The following is a 19,656-nucleotide window of genomic DNA, read 5'->3' as shown; positions in this document are numbered from 1 at the left end:
CCAAAACCGCCCAACAAAAAAGGCAGTTCGGAATGAACCGAACTGCCTTTAATTATCTGAATTTTTGACGCTTACAGCGAGGATATAGTCCAGCTGACAATGTCACTCGCGGTGCGTTCAAACGCTGCATCAAGGGCTTTCACATAGCCCGGATTGGTCGTTCCCGAAACGGGAACAGCCGAACGGAACACGCGTGTTGCGCGTACTTCACCATTCTTGTCATTCATAAGCTTGACGGCTATTTCGACGACAGCTGCCCTTTGTGCGCCATAGGTCTGGATACTGAACACCCGAAGATCCGTCAGTATCTGGTAATTGATAGCAAGGCCATCACCTGGCCGCCCAACACCACCAAAGACGCCGGTGTTTTCAAAAGCCTGCACGAGACGCGATTGGACAAGGTTTGGCAGCCTGTCACCCCATTGCGCGCCTTTGAGATACTCAATTGCACCAGGTGCCGTGTTGACGACAATATTCTCGCTATCCAGCGCTTTTAATGCGCTTGGCGCAGGAACCAGAAGCTGAAGGCTTTTGCGGCTCGCGGATGCTGATTTCGTCTGTTGCGGCGCCGACAGGCTGAAGGTATCGAGCGGTGTTGTCGTTCCGCATCCTGCCAACAAGGTTGCAAGCAGAAGGGGCGCAGTTACATTTCGGATCAAATTACGAGGGGATTTTGTCACGACAGAACCTGTAATGGACATTAATGACGCGTCCTTCCGTTATACTGCGGAACACTACCGGGGCCACCAAACAGCAGACGCTGAGGGTTGCGTTCTAGGTCAGTTACAGCCTGTTCTACACGCTGCACGGCACGGCGGCTATCACCAATCAGCGCCTGCACATCGCTCAAGCCCTGACCAGAGAAACGCTCAAGATTGCTGGCAATTGGCGTAATACGCTTATCCAGATTGCTCGACAGCTGTTGAATAGATGCAAGTGTGGCTTTAGCCTGTGCAACGACACCATTCTTATCATCGCTTGAGAGCAACTGGTCCGCTTTTGCAATAACGCTTTCAACGCGCGAGGAAGCTGCATTCAAACGCGACATCATCTCCTGAGCATCAGCAACGATCTTGTTGATGTTCGCAGCATTGGAACCAAGCTCGTCAATCACATCAGCGTTTTTCGCAAGCGCGTCTGTAAAGGTCTTGGTGTTGTTGATCGTATCGGTCAACGGGCCGCGTGCATCCTTCGCAAAGCCCTCCAACTCGCCAAGCACGGAATTTGCCCGGGCGAAGATATCCTGTGCGGTTGCTAGCAGGTTATTCACCGCAGAAGGGTCAGCGTCTATTCGCGCGACGGTATCTTCTTTTGCTGCTTCTGTAAGGAGGTTCGGTTCATCGAGGCGTCCGCCTTTCAGTTCGACATAGGCTTGACCCGTCAGACCTTGAAAGCCCAGCGTAGCTTCGGTTGAACGTGTAATCGGCGTTGATGCATTAACGCGTGTTTTAACGATCACCATTCCCGGATTGGTTTCGTCAAGATGCAGATAGCGAACATCACCGACCTTGATACCATTAAACAAGACCTGACTACCAATACCCAGACCTGTAACCGATCCCGGTATGCGCACATCGAGCTCAACAGAATCCCTCGCCTCGCCGAAACGGGCGATCCAGTACACGAAACCGAAAGCCAGCAGGCTGACGATCAGCGTGAAAACTCCTACCACTACGTAATTGGCCTTCGTTTCCATATCTTATCCAGTCTGCAAGCGGCTGCCGGGCCGCCGTCTGCTTGGCGCTGACGTGTCGATCTGACGTGCGCGCTTTCCTCGAAAATAGGATTTAACCCATGGGTCGTCTACAGTCAGCATGTCTTCTATGGAACCACTAACCAAAACTTTTTTGTTTCCCAGGACAGCAATGCGGTCACAGATCGCAAAAAGACTGTCGAGGTCGTGCGTCACCATGTAAACGGTGAGCCCCATCGTATCGCGCAGATTGGCAATCAATTCATCAAAGTCTGCAGCACCGATTGGATCGAGGCCGGATGTCGGCTCATCGAGAAAAACGATGTCCGGATCGAGTGCCAGCGAGCGTGCCAGTGCTGCGCGTTTGATCATGCCGCCAGAAAGCTCCGACGGGAATTTTTCGGCCGTATCAGGCTTCAGTCCCACCAGATCGATCTTCAGTCGTGCCAGTTCGTCCATGAGCTTGGGTGACAGGTCCAGATACTCACGCATCGGCACCTGAATATTCTCAAGGACATTAAGGGCAGAAAACAGCGCGCCATGCTGAAACAGCACACCCATGCGCATATCGATTGCCATTTTCTCAACATCAGTCGTCTTGTCGATATTGTGACCCAATATCTCGATCTGTCCTGACTGTTTTTTGTTAAGGCCCAGTATGGTCCGCATCAGCACAGATTTACCTGCGCCGGACGGACCAATGAAGCCAAGGACTTCACCCTTATAGATATCCAGCGACAAACTATCGAGCACAGGCTCGCGACCGCCGAAACCTACGGTAACGTCACGCACTGAGATGATCGGCACACGCTGATCATCAGTCTCTGCATGCTGCGATTGCGGCTGATTATCGATACTCGTCTCCATCAATATTCTTTATCCGAGCTTACTATGCGACTAAACCGCGAGAAGCAGTTTGCTTCAGTTTTATTCCAGACTGTGTCCGAAAGACCCCATAAAAATGTAGAAACGCGGGGTTAGAAATCAATTGCCGCATAGAACATGGCAAACATGCCGTCGACGACGATCACAACGAAGATCGATTTCACCACCGAAGCCGTTACCCGGCGACCCAGTGATTCTGCACTGCCGCCAACTTTCATGCCTTCAACTGAAGCAAGAATGCCGATGATCATCGCCATAAACGGCGCTTTAATAAGGCCCGCAAAATAAGTGTTGAGTGCAACTGCATCATGCAAACGGCTGATAAATGCTTCAGGCGAAATGTTTGAGTAAAAATAAGTAACGGCTGCGGCGCCCACCAGAGCAGACAGGTCTGCAATAATAGTCAAAAGCGGCAGAATCACAACCAGAGCGACAAGCCTCGGAAAGACAAGAACACCGACCGGATTAAGTCCGATAACCGTAAGCGCATCGGTCTCTTCGCGCATTTTCATCGAGCCAATTTCAGCGGTGATCGCGCTGCCCGATCGGCCTGCAATCATGATAGCCGTCAAAAGAACGCCCAGCTCACGCAGAACCAGAATGCCGACCAGATCAACGACAAAGATTTCAGCCCCGAAGTAGCGAAGCTGGAATGCGCCCTGCTGCGCAATAATGGCGCCCACAATCGTTGACATGAGGATAATGATCGGGATCGCTCCAACACCCATCCGGTCCATTTGCTTAACGATTGCAGGAATTGGAATACCGGTTCCGCGCCCGGCTTTCAGCTGTGCGCCGCGAATTGTTGCGCCCAGAATGTGCATCGCCATCAGAAAGTCTTCGTAGACCGAGGTCACGCCTCGCCCGAGAGCATCCAGCATGGCTATGATGAAAAATGGCTTCTTTGTCTGCGGCACATCCAAAGTGCGCAAGACAGAATTGCCAACTTCTTCCATCAGAGGAAGCCAAGCTGGCTTAACGCCTTCCAGACGAACATCTATCTCCTGAGATAACAGTCTTTGACGTAGCCGCTCGATCAACCATGCGCCAGCGGTATCAAGCCCCGCCACATCCGTCGCATCGATGATAACAGCCTGCGAGCCACCAACTTTTTCAAGTTCGCGCATCTTCTTATCGACAATACTGACGCTCTGCGAAATCCAGCGCCCGCTCAAACTGATGAGACGTGCGCCATCATGCTCGGCCAAATCAATCTTTGGCGCGACATTGGCGGCAGCACTTGCTTTGTCGGCAGCGTCGGTCAACATGGCCTAACCTCTTATACGAGTCGTTGCACGACCGAAATACTGCGTCCTAAAAGGCATATCCATGCACAATAGTTTGAAAATCATTCATGAACGCTATCCCATCGCCGGGAAATTCACAATCTCTCGTGGTTCCAAGACAGAAGCATTAGTGATTGTCTGCGAGATCGGACACGATGGCCGGTTGGGGCGCGGAGAGTGTGTTCCCTATGCTCGATATGGCGAATCGATCGAAAGCGTAAGTGAACAGATTGAATCTATTCGCAGTGCTATCGAAAATGGTGCGACGCGTCATGACATCCAGACAATCATGCCCGCGGGTGCTGCACGCAACGCAGTAGACTGTGCTCTGTGGGATCTCGAAGCAAAGCTATCTGGCAGAAGCGTTGCCGATATGCTGGGTACGCCAACCCGCGCACTTGAGACAGCTATTACCGTGTCACTAGGGTCACCGGAAGAAATGGCGGTATCCACAGCAAAAGTCGCTCATTACCCGCTGATCAAGGTCAAGATGGGTGGTGATAATGACATAGAGCGCATCCATGCCGTCGCGAATGCTGCACCAAACAGCCGCATTATTATCGATGCAAATGAAGGCTGGACCGATGAGAATATCGAAGAAAACCTGGCTGCTGCTGCGAAGGCGGGCGTAGTTTTGATCGAACAGCCCCTGCCCGCCGGGAAAGATGATGTTCTGAGCCGTATCTCCCGTCCAGTCACGATCTGTGCCGATGAGAGCGTGCATACCTCGGTGGGTCTTGAGGATTTGGCGAAACGCTACGATGCCGTGAATATCAAGCTTGACAAGGCTGGTGGTCTTACCGAAGGATTGATCATGCGAGAAAAAGCGCTTTCGCTTGGATTGCAGATCATGGTCGGATGTATGGTGGGTACATCACTCGGCATGGCGCCTGCTGTATTGCTCGCTCAGAAAGCCAATGTTGTAGACCTTGATGGTCCGCTGCTTCTGGCGCAGGATCGTGTACCCGGCCTTCATTACGATGGCGCTTTGGTTTATCCGCCGGAAGCGACCGTCTGGGGCTGATGATCTGCCCGACCTATTGGCTGTGCGACACTCTTTGTTGACGAGAGAACGTTTTCGAGAATGTCTGCACAGGCCTTCCATGTAAAAGGCTTAAGCACTTCCGCAGGATCGAACGCCGGCATCTGGAGTGCGGCCAGACAAGCTTTTTGCAGATCCTCGGAAAGGATACCTGCGCCAGTCGCGCCGACAACATCTGCGGAACCCGGAACGGGAAATGCTGCAACCGGCAGACCAGATGAAATGGCTTCGAGCAGAACCAGGCCGAATGTATCCGTTCTGCTTGGAAATACGAATACATCTGCAGACGCGTAAATGCGTGCCAGATCTTCGCCTTCTTTCTTGCCGACAAAGACGGTATTGGGAAAACGCGACTTCAGGTCCTCGAAAGCAGGACCATCTCCGACGATCAGCTTTGTTCCCGGCAGATCAAGTTCGAGAAATGCAGGCAGGTTCTTCTCGGTAGCCACGCGGCCGACGCAGATGAAGACAGGCTGCGGCAACTCTCTTGTAACATTGTCGCGAGGATGGAAAAGCGTACGATCAACTCCCCTCGTCCACAGTTCCAGTCCGGTAAAGCCCCGCCCTTTCAAGTCATCCAGAATCGATTGAGTTGGGATCAGTGTGTGTGACGCGGCATTATGAAAACGGCGGAGGAACGCATAAGTCCATTTCGGCGGAATGGGAAAGCGGTCCTGAAGATACTCTGGGAACCTTGTATGAAAACTCGTCGTAAAACTCCAACCCATCTTGAGACATGCACGGCGCGCCATGAATCCCAGAGGACCTTCTGTTGCGATGTGCACATAGTCAGGGTTTAGACGCACCAGTTTTCGCCGAAAGGCGGACGGCGTTGTCATCGCAAGGCGAATTTCCGGATATGTTGGGCACGGAACGGACCGATAATCCTGAGGCGAGACAACAGTCACCTCATAGCCACGCTCGGTCATCAGTTCACAGCATTTCGCCAGTGTCCTCACCACGCCATTAACTTGCGGATGCCAGGCGTCTGTAACAATGACCAGTTTCTTCATCGGCTTCCATTCAAAGCTTTACGGGCAGCTTTCGGAAGTCTGATTATTCTGCCGCTGTTATTGTCCTCTTGCACCACAGGAAGCTTTGGCCGCTGACCAAGGCGCTCTGTCCACTCCAACAACTCCATACGTCCGTCAAAATGTTCGACGACTGCCGTACAGCTTTCCACCCAGTCGCCTGTGTTGATATATTCAACACCATTCATTTTCTCGATTGTTGCATGATGAATATGGCCGCAAATCACGCCATCGACGCCGATGCGCTGCGCTTCTTCTGAAACCACATCCTCAAAGTTACCGATGAAGTTAACCGCTTTCTTAACGCGGAATTTGGCCCAGGCAGAGAACGACCAATATCGCAGGCCGAACATGGCACGCACGCGGCTCATCACCGTATTGATCCAGATTGCCGTATCGTAGGCCCAGTCACCAAGGTAGGCGATGAAGCGGGCATTGCGCACCACAACGTCAAACTGATCGCCATGGATGACAAGAAACTTTCGACCATCTGCTGTTTCATGGATGGCGCGATTCATGACTTCAATGCCGCCAAAATGCGTACCCTGGAAATTTCGCAGGAACTCGTCGTGATTGCCGGCAATGTAGATGATTGTCGAGCCTTTGCGGCTTTTGCGCAGGAGCTTCTGAACAACATCATTATGCTCTTGTGGCCAGTGCCAGTTACGTCGCAGACGCCAGCCATCAACGATATCGCCAACCAGATAGATCGTTTCCGCTTCATGACAGCGCAGAAAATCCAGCAAAAGCTCGGCCTGAGCCGCTTTAGAGCCGAGATGCACATCCGAGATAAACAGAGTGCGGAACTGCTTTGGCTCGATCTGTTCTTCGCTCATCTGGTTGTCCTTCCATTGGCAACCTTGGGGCAACCCCGGGCAATATAAGGCAGCCCGGATTTGAGCGCAGAAAACCCGATTCATGTCACAAACATATGACGACGAAAAAAGAGGCGCGAAACCGAGGGTTCCGCGCCTTAGGGAGGATCGAATTAAGATTGAAACGTAGAAACTGCTTTAAATCACCAATTCCAGCTTTGGCCCAATGTAATTCGACTTAGGTCGAATAAGCTTATTTTCCTTTATCTGCTCGCGACAATGCGCGGCCCACCCCATGGCGCGACCCATGGCGAATACACAGGTGAATGCCTCACGCGGGAAGTCCAACTGCTCGAGCAGAAGTGCGGTGTAGAACTCTACATTCGTTTCAAGAGAACGGTTTGGTTTATGTTCGGCCAATAGAGAAATTGCGGCTGCCTCAACGGATTCAGCAAGCATCAATCGGCTTTTATCTGCATTTTTGTTTTCCAGAACATGCATCAGAGCGGCCTTGATGGCGTCTGCACGGGGATCACGGACCTGATAAACACGATGACCAAATCCCATTAGCCTCTCGCCTCTGGAAATCGTATCTTCCAACCATTGCCGGGCATTGTCGGCTTTGCCTATGGCGTCCAGCATATCGAGAACCGGCGCCGGCGCACCACCATGCTGCGGCCCTTTCAATGCGCCAATTGCAGCAAGGATCGACGATGTCATTCCTGCCTGCGTTGAGGCCACGACGCGCGCCGCGAAAGTTGATGCATTCAAGCCGTGGTCCGAAACGGATACGAGATAGTTATCCAAAGCTTGAATATCGTGTTCCTCTGGCATCCTGACATTCGCCATACGCAGGATATCGACGCTATGAGGAAGTGACGGATCAGGGGAAACCATCTGCCTGCCCCGCTTTGCACGCATGATAGCCGGTGTAAAAACGGCGGGTGCGGCAACCATATAAAGTGCGGCTGTCAGATCATCACCATCCGAGATTCTCGCAATCAACGCGCGAACCGCTTCTATTGGCTGGAGATCGAGAAGTTCATCATCAATAGCATCGGTATGATGGAATATTTGAACACGTGCTTCGCCTAACGCGCGTTGAAGCTCCTGCCCTTTGGGAAGATCATCAAAAAAGCCATCCCATAAGAGTTCAATGCAATCCTCAACACGTGTGTGAGGTACAAGACTATCGAGTGATCTTCCACGAATTACAAGTTTTCCCAAAAGACCGTCAACATCTGACAAAACAGTTTCAGCGGCAACCACATCTTCAAGACCGGTGTTCATAACACATATCCTAGGCTGTTTAGTAATTTTTACTAAGTATAATCTCCTTATATTTCAGCGAAATAGTTCAATATAGTTAGCTATTAAAGTACAATATTATATAATAATTCTGATATTCGATTTCACGCTGACATGTTTTTTTGATATTTAGACACGAGTGATATTTCCCGCAAACAGAAGCCAGCAATCACATGGAGAACACAAAAGCTCGGAACAGGTGGACATTTCCGCGCGTCAACCAAAATCCGGTTGATTGGGGAGATGGCTTGGTGGCATGTCTACCGCCATAGATGAAGCAGTGTTATTTGAATTTGCTGCAGCTGTGGAATAACTGCTTCTCGAAATCGGGCCTATAGTGATTTGATAGTTTGAGATAAGAACGATAATGGCTCAAAAGGCGCAAATTGGCGTCACTGCGTGGTTTCCTCCCCAGGCTGCGCGTATGAACTGGAAAGCGATGCGATAATGACCAACAAAAAGACCCCCTCTACTTCCACACGTTCAGATTTTGATGAAGCGGCGCTTTTTTTCCACCGCTATCCAAAGCCCGGTAAGCTGGAAATTCAGGCCACGAAGCCGCTCGGCAATCAGCGCGATCTTGCGCTTGCCTATTCACCGGGCGTTGCTGCTCCCTGCCTTGCAATTCACGAAGATCCCGCCGCTGCTGCCGAATATACGGCGCGTGGTAATCTGGTTGCAGTTGTTTCCAATGGCACAGCAGTTCTGGGTCTTGGCAATATCGGCGCGCTCGCATCCAAGCCGGTAATGGAGGGCAAGGCCGTCCTTTTTAAGAAGTTCGCAGATATCGACGTTTTCGACATCGAAATCGACGCCCACGAAATCGAACGTATTGTGGATGTGGTGTCGGCTCTGGAGCCAACCTTTGGCGGCATCAATCTCGAAGATATCAAGGCACCTGAATGCTTTGAGGTTGAAGAGCAGCTCCGTGCCAAGATGAATATTCCGGTTTTCCATGATGATCAGCATGGAACCGCGATCATCGTCGCAGCTGCAGTTCTCAATGGTCTTGAACTGGCTGGCAAAAAGATCGACGACGCGAAGATTGTTACGTCGGGTGCCGGTGCAGCCGCACTTGCTTGCCTTAATCTCCTCGTCAATCTCGGGGCAAAGCGCGAAAACATCTGGGTCTGTGATCTGGAAGGCGTTGTCTATGATGGCCGTAACACTCTCATGGATCGCTGGAAGGAAGTTTACGCGCAGAAGACTGACGCACGCGTACTTGCAGATGTGATTGGCGGCGCTGATGTATTCCTCGGGCTTTCAGCTGCAGGAGTCCTGAAGCCAGAATTGCTCAAGCAGATGGCTGACAAGCCGCTTATTATGGCACTTGCAAATCCAAATCCTGAAATCATGCCGGAAGCTGCCCGCGAAGCACGCGCTGATGCCATGATTTGTACCGGACGTTCGGATTATCCGAACCAGGTCAACAACGTCCTCTGTTTCCCATATATTTTCCGGGGCGCGCTTGATGTCGGTGCGACTGCGATCAATGAGGAAATGAAGCTCGCAGCAGTGCGTGCCATTGCAGCACTTGCACGCGAAGAGCCTTCAGATGTTGCGGCCCGCGCCTATTCAGGCGACACGCCGACATTCGGTCCAGATCACATCATTCCATCTCCCTTCGATCAGCGCCTGATCCTGCGCATCGCACCTGCGGTTGCAAAAGCTGCGATGGAAAGTGGTGTTGCGACACGCCCAATTGAAGACTGGGAAGCCTATATGGATAGGCTGAACCGCTTTGTTTTCCGCTCCGGCCTTATCATGAAGCCGGTCTTTGCTGCTGCGCGTGCACAGAGCAAGCCAATGCGCGTTATTTATGCCGACGGTGAAGATGAGCGCGTACTGCGTGCAGCTCAGGTCGTCATTGAAGAAGGCATCGCCTCGCCTATTCTCGTTGGTCGTCCGCAAGTCGTGGAAACACGCCTGAGCCGCTACGGTCTTAAAATCCGTCAGGGCAAGGATTTTGAACTGATCAATCCGGAAGATGATCCACGTTATCGCGACTATGTAGATCTTTATCTGTCTTATACAGGCCGCCAGGGCGTGACACCCGAAGCAGCACGTACCATCGTCCGCACCAATTCGACCGCTATTGCCGCACTTGCTGTGATGCGTGGTGAAGCTGAAGCGATGATCTGTGGTCTGGAAGGACGCTTTGAACGTCACCTACGCGTCGTAAAGCAGATTATCGGTAAGCTGCCAGGCATCAGTGATTATTCTGCTTTGAGCTTGCTTATTTCGCAGCGTGGCGCGTTGTTCCTCACCGACACCTATGTCAGCGTGGAACCTGAAGCCAGTGAGATTGCCGAAATGGCAATACTGGCGGCCAAGGAAATCAGGCGTTTTGGTATTGAGCCAAAAGCTGCGCTGGTTTCTCACTCGAACTTTGGTTCGAAGGAGTCAGCAAGCGCTGAAAAAATGCGTCGTGCGGCGGCAATCCTCGCTGAAAAGGCACCAGAACTGGAATCTGACGGCGAAATGCACGGCGACTCAGCATTGTCGCAGGCTCTGCGTGATCGCGTGTTCCCGAACTCTCGTCTCAAGGGTGAAGCCAATCTTCTGGTCTTCCCTAATCTCGATGCAGCCAATATTACGCTGAACGTGGTCAAGACTGTTACCGATGCACTTCATGTTGGGCCAATCTTGCTTGGTGCCGCACGGCCTGCCCATATCCTTACACCGTCGGTTACATCGCGTGGCGTGGTCAACATGACCGCACTTGCAGTCGTTGAAGCCCTTCAGCGTTCAAGTGAAGTAAAAAGATAAGTCTAAATAAGCCTTTACTTTAATACGAATCGTTCGTTTAAATAAAAAACGCCAAGTATGAATAATCATACTTGGCGTTTATGTTTTTTTAATCGCAATACATGACAATCAAAACATACGAACAACGGAATGGGCTTGTTCTATGATGATTTCTTGCAAGACTTTTTTTCGCATGTCTTCTTTTACCACACTAATGGCGACAGCAGTGATTGTTACTGGCTGCACGACAACGCAGCCGACACAGCAATGTTCGCCTAAAGAAAAGGCGCGGCTATCGAGCAATATTTCCTCTACGAAAGCCAAGCTCGATCACAGCAAAGCAGAACTCTCACGAACACGTATTGAGATATCTAAACAAAACTGTTTTTCGTCAGGGAAATCCCCGGCCTGCTCACACCTCAAATCGCGAGCCGATAAGTTACAGTCAGGTATCACGACGCTTGAGGGCCAGCTGGCAGAGCTGAATGCGACAATTGCAGGCAGATCTCATGCTGGCAGATTTGTTCAGGCATGTTCGGCGAGCTGGATACCAGCTCGGAAGACGCACAAGACCACTCCGAAAAAAGTGTCCAGGAGCAAGGCGCCGAAACAAGACCACGCTAAAGTCTCGAAATCACTGAGCGAGCCAGTAGAAGACTTCGTCGTGCCGCCCTATGAAACGCCGGCAGCAGCCTATGTACCCAACTCGCAACCGAGAGTGCAACCGACCGCCTATGTTGCCCCGGCGGCGACCAAAGCGCCAACGGAGCGTGTTTATATGGAAAGCTCGAAAGTCAGAGTAGTCGGCTCTTCGTTCTATCCGGACCAATCAAAACCAGTAGGTCCGCAAGCTCCGGACCATGCGCCTGCCCCGTAAGGGCAATACGCAGGGGCATAAACAGCGTTTTTCCCTTGCGTCCGGTTGCAGCCTTAACGGCATCCGTCCAGCTTTTCCAGGTCTGCTTATCCCAAGGAGCACTGGGGAGCATTGTCGATGCATCACGAACAAAGGCCTGATCTTCTTCAGATAGTTCAGGCTTTTCGGGCAAATCATTATTGATGATCTGCCACCAATGAGCGGCATCATTAAACCGCTCAAGATTACCACGTACCGTCAGCCAGAATTGCTCTGCATTGTCACTTTGAATGCCCAAAGCTTCGAGACGGCTTGCTGCCTTCTCATAAGGCATTTCATGCAACAATGCCCGATTGAGCGTATCGAGTTCAGCCGGGTCAAATTTCGCCGATGACTTTGAAATTGACGCCAGGTCAAAACGTTCTGCAAGTGCATCCATATCCGTCGCAGCAGAAACAGACTCGGAAGTTCCGATAAGTACCGCAAGAGATGCCACTGACATCGGCTCGTATCCGCTATCGCGAAGTGAACCGATGGACAGCGCGCCGGAGCGCTTGGAAAGGCCCTCTCCTGAAACAGTTGTCAGAAGATTATGATGTCCAAAAACGGGCGGTTCGGCACCCAGAGCCTTGAAGATCGCAATTTGTACACCTGTGTTGGTGACGTGATCGTCGCCCCGAATAATATGCGTAACGCCCAGATCAATATCATCAACGACTGATGGCAGCGTATAGAGATATGTGCCGTCTTCACGAACAAGAACAGGGTCTGACATTGACGCGAGATCGACCGTCTGTGGACCGCGAACCAGATCGACCCAATGAACTTCCGTACGCGTCGTTGCAAAAGGATCGCTTTCAAAATTAGGTAGAAGAAAACGCCAGTGAGGCTTGCGTCCCTGCGCTTCAAAAGCAGCTTTTTCCTCGTCAGTAAGCTTCAGCGCTTCGCGACCATAAACGGGTGGAAGACGTCGGGCCAACCGCAACCCGCGACGGCGTTCCAATTCGTCAGCTGTTTCGTAGCAAGCATAGAGCAAGCCCGCCTGCTTCAGTTTTTCGACAGCTTTCGCATAAACATCAAACCGCTTGGACTGATATTCGATGCGGTCTGGCTTCACACCAAGCCAGTCAAGATCAACCGCGATGGCATCAGCATATTCCTGCTTTGAGCGCTCCACATCGGTATCATCGTAACGCAGAATGAAAGCGCCGCCATTCTTCTTGGCATAAAGCCAGTTTGAAAGTGCAGTACGCGTATTTCCAATATGAATGTAGCCCGTCGGAGACGGTGCAAAACGAACAGTTACGGTCATTACAAAATCTTTCAGCGGTCGCGGAAGCGGTTCGTTATTGGATAACGACGATCACGTCCGAAATTCTTCTTGGTAATTTTTACACCGGGTGCAGATTGTCGGCGCTTATACTCGGCCAGATTAAGCAAATGCTCGATGCGTTGCACTGTTTCGAGCACATGCCCACGTGCAACAATCTCTGCATTGCTCATCTCATTTTCGACGAGACACTCGAGAATATCGTCAAGCACTGGATACGGTGGCAAGCTATCCTGATCCGTCTGGTTTTCGCGCAGCTCTGCCGAAGGCGCCTTCGCAATGATATTTTGCGGGATCACTTCGCCAGCGGGGCCGAAGCTACCGACCGGAACATGGTTGTTGCGCCATTCGGACAGCGCATAGACCTGCATCTTGTAGACATCTTTGATGGGGTTGAAGCCGCCATTCATATCGCCGTATAGCGTTGCGTAGCCCACTGACATTTCCGACTTATTGCCCGTGGTCACGACCATGGAGCCGAACTTGTTGGAGATAGCCATAAGGATAGTGCCGCGCGTGCGGCTTTGTAGATTTTCTTCGGTAACGCCGCTTTCAGTGCCTTCAAACAACGGCTTAAGCGCGGAGAGGAAACCTTCGACTGGCTCTGCAATTGGCACAATATCATAGCGCACACCGAGCGCATTGGCGCAATCGGCAGCGTCTTTAAGCGACTCTTCCGAGGTGTAGCGATATGGCAGCATCACACAACGCACGCGATCCTTGCCAAGCGCATCAACGCCCAGTGCCGCGCAAATAGCAGAATCGATACCACCAGAAAGTCCAAGTACAACGTCCTTGAACCCGTTCTTGTTGACGTAGTCGCGCAGGCCGAGCATGCAGGCCGCATAGTCCGCTTCAAGCCCTTCTGGCAATATTGCTTTCTCGCTGTCTTCACAGCGCCAGCTGTCGCCTTCGCGCTTCCAGACTGTCAGTGTGATTTGCTCTGCAAATTGCGACATTTGCAGACAAAGATTCTTATCGGTATTGAATGCAAACGAACCACCATCGAAAACCAACTCATCCTGTCCGCCAATCTGGTTGGCATAGAGCATAGGCAATTCGGTTTCGATGACCTGTTTCAGAACGACTTGATAACGGCGTTCGATTTTATCACGATGATAAGGTGAACCATTCGGAACAAGCAGCAGCTCTGCGCCGCTTTCAGCCAGGGTTTCTGCGACACCCAAATCACCCCAGATGTCTTCGCAAATCGGAATGCCGATGCGAATACCACGGAAATTGACGGGGCCAGGCATTGGACCAGGCTGGAAAACACGCTTTTCGTCAAACTCACCATAGTTCGGCAAATCAACCTTGAAGCGTTCAGCTATGATTTCGCCGCCATCAAGAACAGCAATCGAATTATGCAGGCCGCTATTGCGCTGCAATGGTGTACCGATAATTACACCGGGACCGCCATCGGCCGTGTCCTTGGCAAGCTCTCTCACAGCTTTTTCACAGGCTGCGACAAAGGCTGTTTTCAGAACCAGATCCTCAGGCGGATAGCCTGCGATAAACAGTTCGGTAAACATCACAAGGTCGGCGTTTAATTTGGCAGCTTCTGCGCGTGCCGCCCGAGCCTTGGCAAGATTTCCGGCAATGTCGCCCATAACAGGGTTGAGCTGTGCAACGGCAATACGGAGCATATCGAGATTCTCGCTAGCGCTGATCATGCCCAAGCTTTAACGCGCTTGTGCAATTAATTGCAACGGATGGTGTTGAAGAACTGCTTTTCTTTGTCAAACCAAATAGGTTGTAACGAGAATATAGCCCCATGTGGTCGCTACAAAGATAATAGCTATCAGCACCGCGAGCGATCCGCAGTCCTTGGCAATCTGTATCTCTTTATGAAAATCACGTGAGACTGCATCGCAGGTCGCTTCGATGCCTGTGTTCAGCACTTCAACCAGAATGAGAAACAGGATCGATCCTGTCATCAGTAGAAATGCAAGCCAGCTCGGCGCGATGAAAAAAGCAACAGGCAGCGACAACAGAAACAGCACCAGCTCCTGCTGAACTGCCTTTTCGTGTCTGGCCAGATGCCTGAGAGCACGCATGGAATTGAGAAACGCCAGCAAAATTCGCGTCATCGATGCCCCCTATAAGTTTTCGCGAAAATCAATAAGCGAGTTCAGCTTAAAAGCAACAGGGCGAAGGATGAATCCTCCGCCCTGAGCGTAACTGAAAGTGGTTTGCCGTGATCAGGCGTTAACGGCCTGCTTTTCCGAACCCAGATCGCGTTCCTTCTTGAGCAGCTCTGCCAGAAGGAAGGCCAGCTCAAGCGCCTGATCTGCATTCAGGCGCGGGTCGCAATGCGTGTGGTAACGGTCGTGCAGGTCTTCAGCCGAAATTGCGCGAGCGCCGCCCGTGCATTCGGTGACGTTCTTGCCAGTCATTTCGACATGAATACCACCCGGATGCGAACCTTCTGCGCGATGGATTGCGAAGAAGGATTCTACTTCCTTGAGAATACGGTCGAACGGACGCGTCTTGTAACCGCCAGCGGTAATCGTATTGCCATGCATCGGATCACAAGACCAAACAACCTTGCGGCCTTCACGTTCAACCGCACGGATGAGCTGTGGCAGATGATCGCCAACCTTGTCATAGCCAAAACGTGCGATGAGCGTGAGGCGCCCTGCTTCGTTTTCAGGATTGAGAAGGTCGATCAGACGAATGAGATCATCCGGCTGCAGCGATGGACCACATTTCAGACCGAGCGGGTTCTTGATGCCTCGGCAATATTCGATATGCGCATGATCCGCCTGACGCGTGCGATCACCAATCCAGATCATGTGACCTGAAGTGCCGTACCAGTCGCCAGAAGTCGAATCGACGCGTGTCAGCGCTTCTTCATAGCCAAGCAGCAGTGCTTCATGGCTGGTGTAGAAATCAGTTTCACGCAGCGAGTGGTTGCTATCGGAAGTGATCCCGATCGCACGCATGAAGTTCATCGTCTCAGAAATGCGCTGAGCAAGGGCGGCATAACGCTCTGCCTGCGGGCTTTTGCCAACAAAGCCAAGCATCCACTGGTGCACATTCTCAAGGTTAGCGTAACCGCCTTGTGCGAATGCACGCAGCAGGTTCAGCGTTGCAGCAGACTGGCGGTAAGCCATGTCCTGACGCTGCGGATCCGGAATGCGCGAAGCTTCATCGAAATCGATGCCATTGATGATGTCGCCACGGTACGAAGGCAGCTCAATGCCATTCAACGCTTCCATATCGGAAGAACGCGGCTTTGCGAACTGGCCAGCAATACGGCCAACCTTAACAACAGGCTTCGACGCACCGAATGTGAGAACAACGGCCATCTGCAGGAAGACGCGGAAGAAGTCGCGAATATTATCCGCGCCATGTTCTGCGAAGCTTTCTGCACAATCGCCGCCCTGCAAAAGGAATGCCTTGCCTTCAGCAACGTCTGCAAGCTGTGATTTGAGCTTTCGCGCCTCGCCTGCAAAAACGAGCGGTGGATAGGTACGAAGGCGAGCCTCAACATCGGTCAAAGCCTGTGCGTCTGGATAAAACGGCACTTGCCTGATCGGTTTGTTTCTCCAGGAATTCGGGGTCCAATTCTTCGTCATTTCACACCTGTCTGATTATCCGCGCGATTTCTCTCGGATTTCTTCCTCCTTAACACGAAAGCCGGCATCCGCTTCAGTCAGACAAATTAATGTCCACACACGGAAACCGGCACACGTGACCGCGTTGATATAATGCAGACGCTCGCTTTATACCAGTATGAATCGTTAACAGGATCAGAGACCGACTAAAGATCTGCGCATCGACTTAAAATCGGAATCAATTTTCAGGCCGATGCACAGATTCAATACTAGCCTTCGACTTTTTCGCCGTTAACAACGCGGTAGGTAGGCTTGTACATTGTGACCAGTTCTTCGGCCGCGGTTGGGTGAACTGCCATAGTCCGATCGAAGTCATCCTTCGTTGCACCGGCCTTAAGCGAAATGCCGAGAAGCTGCGCCATTTCACCTGCATCCGGACCCATTACATGCGCACCTATAACCCTGCGGCTCTTGGCATCTACAATGAGCTTCATCAGCATTTTCTCGTTTCGGCCCGACAGCGTATTCTTCATTGGGCGGAACAAGGCGCGATAGATTTCCAGCTCAGGGTACTTCTTTGCAGCCTCGTCTTCCGGCAACCCTACGGTTCCGATTTCTGGCTGCGAGAAAACCGCTGTTGCAATCAGTTCGTGATCAGGCTTGGTTGGATTATCCTTAAAGGCAGTTTCAAGGAAGCACATGGCCTCGTGGATTGCCACAGGTGTCAGCTGCACGCGGTTGATGACATCACCGACTGCCCAGACATTGGAAACACTGGTGCGTGAATAGTCGTCCACCTCGATTGCGCCTAGTGCATCGGTTTTAACACCGGCTTTATCTAATCCAAGGCCCTGCGTATTCGGCTTGCGCCCAATGGCCATCATAGCCTGACCGACATTCAGCGTCTCGCCGTTCGTCAATGAGACGTCGAGACTGCCGTCTGATTGCTTTTCAACATTCTCAAAAACTGCGCCGCAAATAATGCGGATGCCCTTTGCTTCCATCGTTTCATGAAGCAGATGCCGGACATCTGGATCAAAACGGGAGAGAATTTCCTTACCGCGATAAACCATCGTGGTTTCCACACCGAGACCATGGAAAATATTGGCAAATTCGACTGCAATATAGCCACCGCCAGCAATGACGATCGATTTCGGCAATTCTTCAAGGTGAAACGCTTCATTGGAGCTGATGCAATATTCATTGCCTGGCAAAGCGTCATGCACACTCGGATGACCACCTGTCGCAATTAGAATCTGGTCGGCGGTCACTCGGCGTCCGTCTGCCTTCAGTTCAATTGTATGTGCATCAATCAGTTCGGCACGGCTGGCGAAAATCTCAACCTTGGAATTCTCCAGCCCTTTGCGATAAAGTCCTTCGAGACGGGAGATTTCCTTGTCCTTGGCTTCGATCAGCTTCTTCCAGTCAAAGCTGCTTTTGCCGACATCCCAGCCATATCCAACTGCATCTTCAAAATGCTCGGGAAATTGCGAAGCATAAACAAAGAGCTTTTTTGGAACGCAGCCGCGAATGACACAGGTGCCGCCCATGCGATATTCTTCGGCCAATCCGACCTTTTTGCCCATGGCGCCAGCGAGACGCCCTGCTCGCACGCCACCGGAGCCACCGCCGATAACAAAAAGATCATAATCGTAGTCGGCCATGGTGTTCTCCGTTCAAAGTCAAATGTTGAACTATATGTAGGCAAAAGAAAAAGCCCGGCCAAGTCGCCGGGCTTCTAAATTTTAGTTTACTGCGAACAATTACTGCTGAGCTGGTTGTTCAGGAGCAGCTGTTGCACCAGCCTGGGCTGCGAGAACTTCAGCAACGCTGGTTGCCAGATCGCGTGCAATGCCGTTCTGCCACATGTTAGCAGCCTTCACGACTTCGCGTGTCACGATTGGACCTTCTGCAAGAAGCTTCTTGCCAGCGTCCGACGTGTAGAAAGCAGAAATAGCCTTGAGTTCGTCTTCGCTGAAAGCGTTGGCGTAAGCGCGGGCAGATTCGGTTTCGAGGTCTGCACGGCGAGCAGCGAGAGCCAGCGCCTTGTCATCAACCGTCTTGGTGATGAGTGCTTCAAGGTTTGGGTCTTTCTGAATGAGCTCGCCCTTGAGGGCGCGCGCAGCACTCGGCAGAATCTCATCGAACTGCTCAGTGGCATTGATCGAGGAGATCGCTGCACGTGCAGCTTCCAGATGAGATGCGGAAATCTCCTGAGCAGAGGCCGCATGAACGCCTGACATCAGGACGAGTGCGGAAAACGGTGCAATCAGACGGCGGAAGCCAGTTGCCGGGATCATATGGTCGGTACTCCGTTCAAACAATTCGTGTCGGCGCATCAAGGCCGGTTCATGGTTCGGATACCGTCAGCGCCTGCGATAACCGCGGCACTCGCCAGTCCGATGAAAAGTCCATGCTCTACAACACCTGGAATGGCGAATAGAGCGTCAGAAAGAATCTTTGGATCGGGAATGCGGCCAAAAGATGCATCCACGATATAATGTCCACCATCTGTTACAAACGGCGTGCCATCTTTTAACCGCAGGACCAGTGGACCTGCAAGGCCGCATTGCGAAGCAGCCATTTCAATACCGCGCAAAGTTGCGCCAAGGCCAAAGCGATTGACCTCAATTGGCAAAGGAAAACGGCCAAGCGTTTCAACCACTTTCGATCCGTCCGCGATAACAATCACTGAGTCGGAAGCAGCCGCAACGATCTTTTCGCGCAGCAGCGCACCACCACCACCCTTGATAAGGGTAAGATTGGCATCCAACTCGTCCGCACCATCAATCGTCAGATCAAGGTGTGGAGTTTCTTCAAGGGTGGTCAGAGGAACACCGAGTTCAGCGCAAAGAACAGCAGTACGTTCAGAAGTCGGCACACCGATGATCTTAAACCCGTCACTTACTTTTTCTGCGAGCAACCGCACAAATTCTTCAGCCGTAGAACCGGTTCCAATTCCCAGACGCATTCCGTCCCTGACGTGCGTCAATGCCTCTGCAGCGGCGGCGATCTTCAGCTTGCGTGCTTCATCCATGCCTGAATTCCCGATTTCCCAGCGGATTCTCATCCGGCTCCGGAAACGCGTCTAGCATGCGTTAG

At 51.8% G+C, this 19,656-nt stretch carries 16 protein-coding genes; 2 read left to right on the top strand and 14 right to left on the bottom strand.

Going from position 1 to position 19,656, the window contains the following annotated elements; translation table 11 throughout:
- Positions 1 to 71: 71 nt before the first annotated feature.
- The 4 genes from CEV32_RS11325 to CEV32_RS11310 form a co-directional block, all read right to left on the bottom strand.
- Positions 72 to 701 carry an ABC-type transport auxiliary lipoprotein family protein gene (locus CEV32_RS11325; RefSeq protein ID WP_094577220.1) on the bottom strand — a complete coding sequence of 210 codons (630 nt, stop codon included), beginning with the start codon at positions 699 to 701 and terminating at the stop codon, positions 72 to 74.
- The gene (locus CEV32_RS11320; RefSeq protein ID WP_094577219.1) at positions 701 to 1,696 is read right to left on the bottom strand and encodes an MlaD family protein; all 996 of its coding nucleotides are present in this window, start codon (positions 1,694 to 1,696) and stop codon (positions 701 to 703) included. The genes CEV32_RS11325 and CEV32_RS11320 overlap by 1 nt, the downstream gene beginning before the upstream one ends.
- 3 nt (positions 1,697 to 1,699) lie before the next feature.
- Positions 1,700 to 2,560, bottom strand: a complete 861-nt coding sequence (locus CEV32_RS11315; protein ID WP_094577218.1) for an ABC transporter ATP-binding protein — start codon at positions 2,558 to 2,560, stop codon at positions 1,700 to 1,702.
- A 110-nt stretch (positions 2,561 to 2,670) separates the two neighbouring features.
- Positions 2,671 to 3,846, bottom strand: coding sequence for an ABC transporter permease (locus CEV32_RS11310; protein WP_094577217.1), 1,176 nt, complete (start codon positions 3,844 to 3,846; stop codon positions 2,671 to 2,673).
- A 61-nt stretch (positions 3,847 to 3,907) separates the two neighbouring features.
- Between CEV32_RS11310 and dgcA the strand changes: the two genes are divergently transcribed.
- Entirely contained in the window at positions 3,908 to 4,888 is a 981-nt protein-coding gene (dgcA, locus tag CEV32_RS11305; protein ID WP_094577216.1) for an N-acetyl-D-Glu racemase DgcA, read from the top strand.
- Here the strand turns inward: dgcA and CEV32_RS11300 are convergent.
- The 3 genes from CEV32_RS11300 to CEV32_RS11290 form a co-directional block, all read right to left on the bottom strand.
- On the bottom strand, positions 4,858 to 5,919 hold the full coding sequence (locus CEV32_RS11300) for a glycosyltransferase family 4 protein (RefSeq protein WP_094577215.1): 1,062 nt from the start codon (positions 5,917 to 5,919) through the stop codon (positions 4,858 to 4,860). The genes dgcA and CEV32_RS11300 overlap by 31 nt on opposite strands.
- A complete protein-coding gene (locus tag CEV32_RS11295) occupies positions 5,916 to 6,773 on the bottom strand; it encodes a UDP-2,3-diacylglucosamine diphosphatase (RefSeq protein ID WP_094577214.1) in 858 nt (285 codons plus the stop codon). The genes CEV32_RS11300 and CEV32_RS11295 overlap by 4 nt, the downstream gene beginning before the upstream one ends.
- A gap of 177 nt (positions 6,774 to 6,950) precedes the next feature.
- Positions 6,951 to 8,042: a citrate synthase/methylcitrate synthase gene (locus CEV32_RS11290; protein WP_094577213.1), complete on the bottom strand. Its 1,092-nt coding sequence runs from the start codon at positions 8,040 to 8,042 to the stop codon at positions 6,951 to 6,953.
- A 465-nt stretch (positions 8,043 to 8,507) separates the two neighbouring features.
- Here CEV32_RS11290 and CEV32_RS11285 point away from each other — a divergent pair, with 465 nt between their 5' ends.
- Entirely contained in the window at positions 8,508 to 10,829 is a 2,322-nt protein-coding gene (locus CEV32_RS11285) for an NADP-dependent malic enzyme (protein WP_094577212.1), read from the top strand.
- Positions 10,830 to 11,602: 773 nt separating this feature from the next.
- Here CEV32_RS11285 and gltX read toward each other — a convergent pair.
- From gltX to rpiA, 7 genes are all read right to left on the bottom strand, one after another.
- Positions 11,603 to 12,976, bottom strand: coding sequence for a glutamate--tRNA ligase (gltX, locus tag CEV32_RS11280; RefSeq protein WP_094577211.1), 1,374 nt, complete (start codon positions 12,974 to 12,976; stop codon positions 11,603 to 11,605).
- 11 nt (positions 12,977 to 12,987) lie between these two features.
- Complete coding sequence (locus CEV32_RS11275) at positions 12,988 to 14,667, bottom strand: NAD+ synthase (RefSeq protein ID WP_094577210.1); 1,680 nt, start codon at positions 14,665 to 14,667, stop codon at positions 12,988 to 12,990.
- A 66-nt stretch (positions 14,668 to 14,733) separates the two neighbouring features.
- Positions 14,734 to 15,084: a diacylglycerol kinase gene (locus CEV32_RS11270; protein WP_094577209.1), complete on the bottom strand. Its 351-nt coding sequence runs from the start codon at positions 15,082 to 15,084 to the stop codon at positions 14,734 to 14,736.
- A 111-nt stretch (positions 15,085 to 15,195) separates the two neighbouring features.
- Entirely contained in the window at positions 15,196 to 16,575 is a 1,380-nt protein-coding gene (locus CEV32_RS11265) for a class II 3-deoxy-7-phosphoheptulonate synthase (protein ID WP_094577208.1), read from the bottom strand.
- Positions 16,576 to 16,823: 248 nt separating this feature from the next.
- Complete coding sequence (gene gor / locus CEV32_RS11260; protein WP_094577207.1) at positions 16,824 to 18,218, bottom strand: glutathione-disulfide reductase; 1,395 nt, start codon at positions 18,216 to 18,218, stop codon at positions 16,824 to 16,826.
- Between the two features lie 99 nt (positions 18,219 to 18,317).
- Entirely contained in the window at positions 18,318 to 18,854 is a 537-nt protein-coding gene (locus tag CEV32_RS11255) for a DUF2059 domain-containing protein (protein WP_094577206.1), read from the bottom strand.
- A gap of 38 nt (positions 18,855 to 18,892) precedes the next feature.
- The gene (rpiA, locus tag CEV32_RS11250; RefSeq protein WP_094577205.1) at positions 18,893 to 19,591 is read right to left on the bottom strand and encodes a ribose-5-phosphate isomerase RpiA; all 699 of its coding nucleotides are present in this window, start codon (positions 19,589 to 19,591) and stop codon (positions 18,893 to 18,895) included.
- Between the last annotated feature and the right edge of the window lie 65 nt (positions 19,592 to 19,656).

This window comes from Brucella rhizosphaerae (genome assembly GCF_002252475.1).
GTDB classification, from domain to species: Bacteria; Pseudomonadota; Alphaproteobacteria; order Rhizobiales; family Rhizobiaceae; genus Brucella; species Brucella rhizosphaerae.
The sequence above is the reverse complement of the archived record's forward strand: the minus strand, read 5'-3'. Positions and strand labels throughout refer to the sequence as shown.

Coding starts and splice junctions, on each gene's coding strand:
- CEV32_RS11325 (WP_094577220.1), bottom strand. CDS start 701: ATGTCCATTACAGGTTCTGTCGTGACAAAATCCCCTCGTAATTTGATC.
- CEV32_RS11320 (WP_094577219.1), bottom strand. CDS start 1,696: ATGGAAACGAAGGCCAATTACGTAGTGGTAGGAGTTTTCACGCTGATC.
- CEV32_RS11315 (WP_094577218.1), bottom strand. CDS start 2,560: ATGGAGACGAGTATCGATAATCAGCCGCAATCGCAGCATGCAGAGACT.
- CEV32_RS11310 (WP_094577217.1), bottom strand. CDS start 3,846: ATGTTGACCGACGCTGCCGACAAAGCAAGTGCTGCCGCCAATGTCGCG.
- dgcA (WP_094577216.1), top strand. CDS start 3,908: ATGCACAATAGTTTGAAAATCATTCATGAACGCTATCCCATCGCCGGG.
- CEV32_RS11300 (WP_094577215.1), bottom strand. CDS start 5,919: ATGAAGAAACTGGTCATTGTTACAGACGCCTGGCATCCGCAAGTTAAT.
- CEV32_RS11295 (WP_094577214.1), bottom strand. CDS start 6,773: ATGAGCGAAGAACAGATCGAGCCAAAGCAGTTCCGCACTCTGTTTATC.
- CEV32_RS11290 (WP_094577213.1), bottom strand. CDS start 8,042: ATGAACACCGGTCTTGAAGATGTGGTTGCCGCTGAAACTGTTTTGTCA.
- CEV32_RS11285 (WP_094577212.1), top strand. CDS start 8,508: ATGACCAACAAAAAGACCCCCTCTACTTCCACACGTTCAGATTTTGAT.
- gltX (WP_094577211.1), bottom strand. CDS start 12,976: ATGACCGTAACTGTTCGTTTTGCACCGTCTCCGACGGGCTACATTCAT.
- CEV32_RS11275 (WP_094577210.1), bottom strand. CDS start 14,667: ATGATCAGCGCTAGCGAGAATCTCGATATGCTCCGTATTGCCGTTGCA.
- CEV32_RS11270 (WP_094577209.1), bottom strand. CDS start 15,084: ATGACGCGAATTTTGCTGGCGTTTCTCAATTCCATGCGTGCTCTCAGG.
- CEV32_RS11265 (WP_094577208.1), bottom strand. CDS start 16,575: ATGACGAAGAATTGGACCCCGAATTCCTGGAGAAACAAACCGATCAGG.
- gor (WP_094577207.1), bottom strand. CDS start 18,218: ATGGCCGACTACGATTATGATCTTTTTGTTATCGGCGGTGGCTCCGGT.
- CEV32_RS11255 (WP_094577206.1), bottom strand. CDS start 18,854: ATGATCCCGGCAACTGGCTTCCGCCGTCTGATTGCACCGTTTTCCGCA.
- rpiA (WP_094577205.1), bottom strand. CDS start 19,591: ATGGATGAAGCACGCAAGCTGAAGATCGCCGCCGCTGCAGAGGCATTG.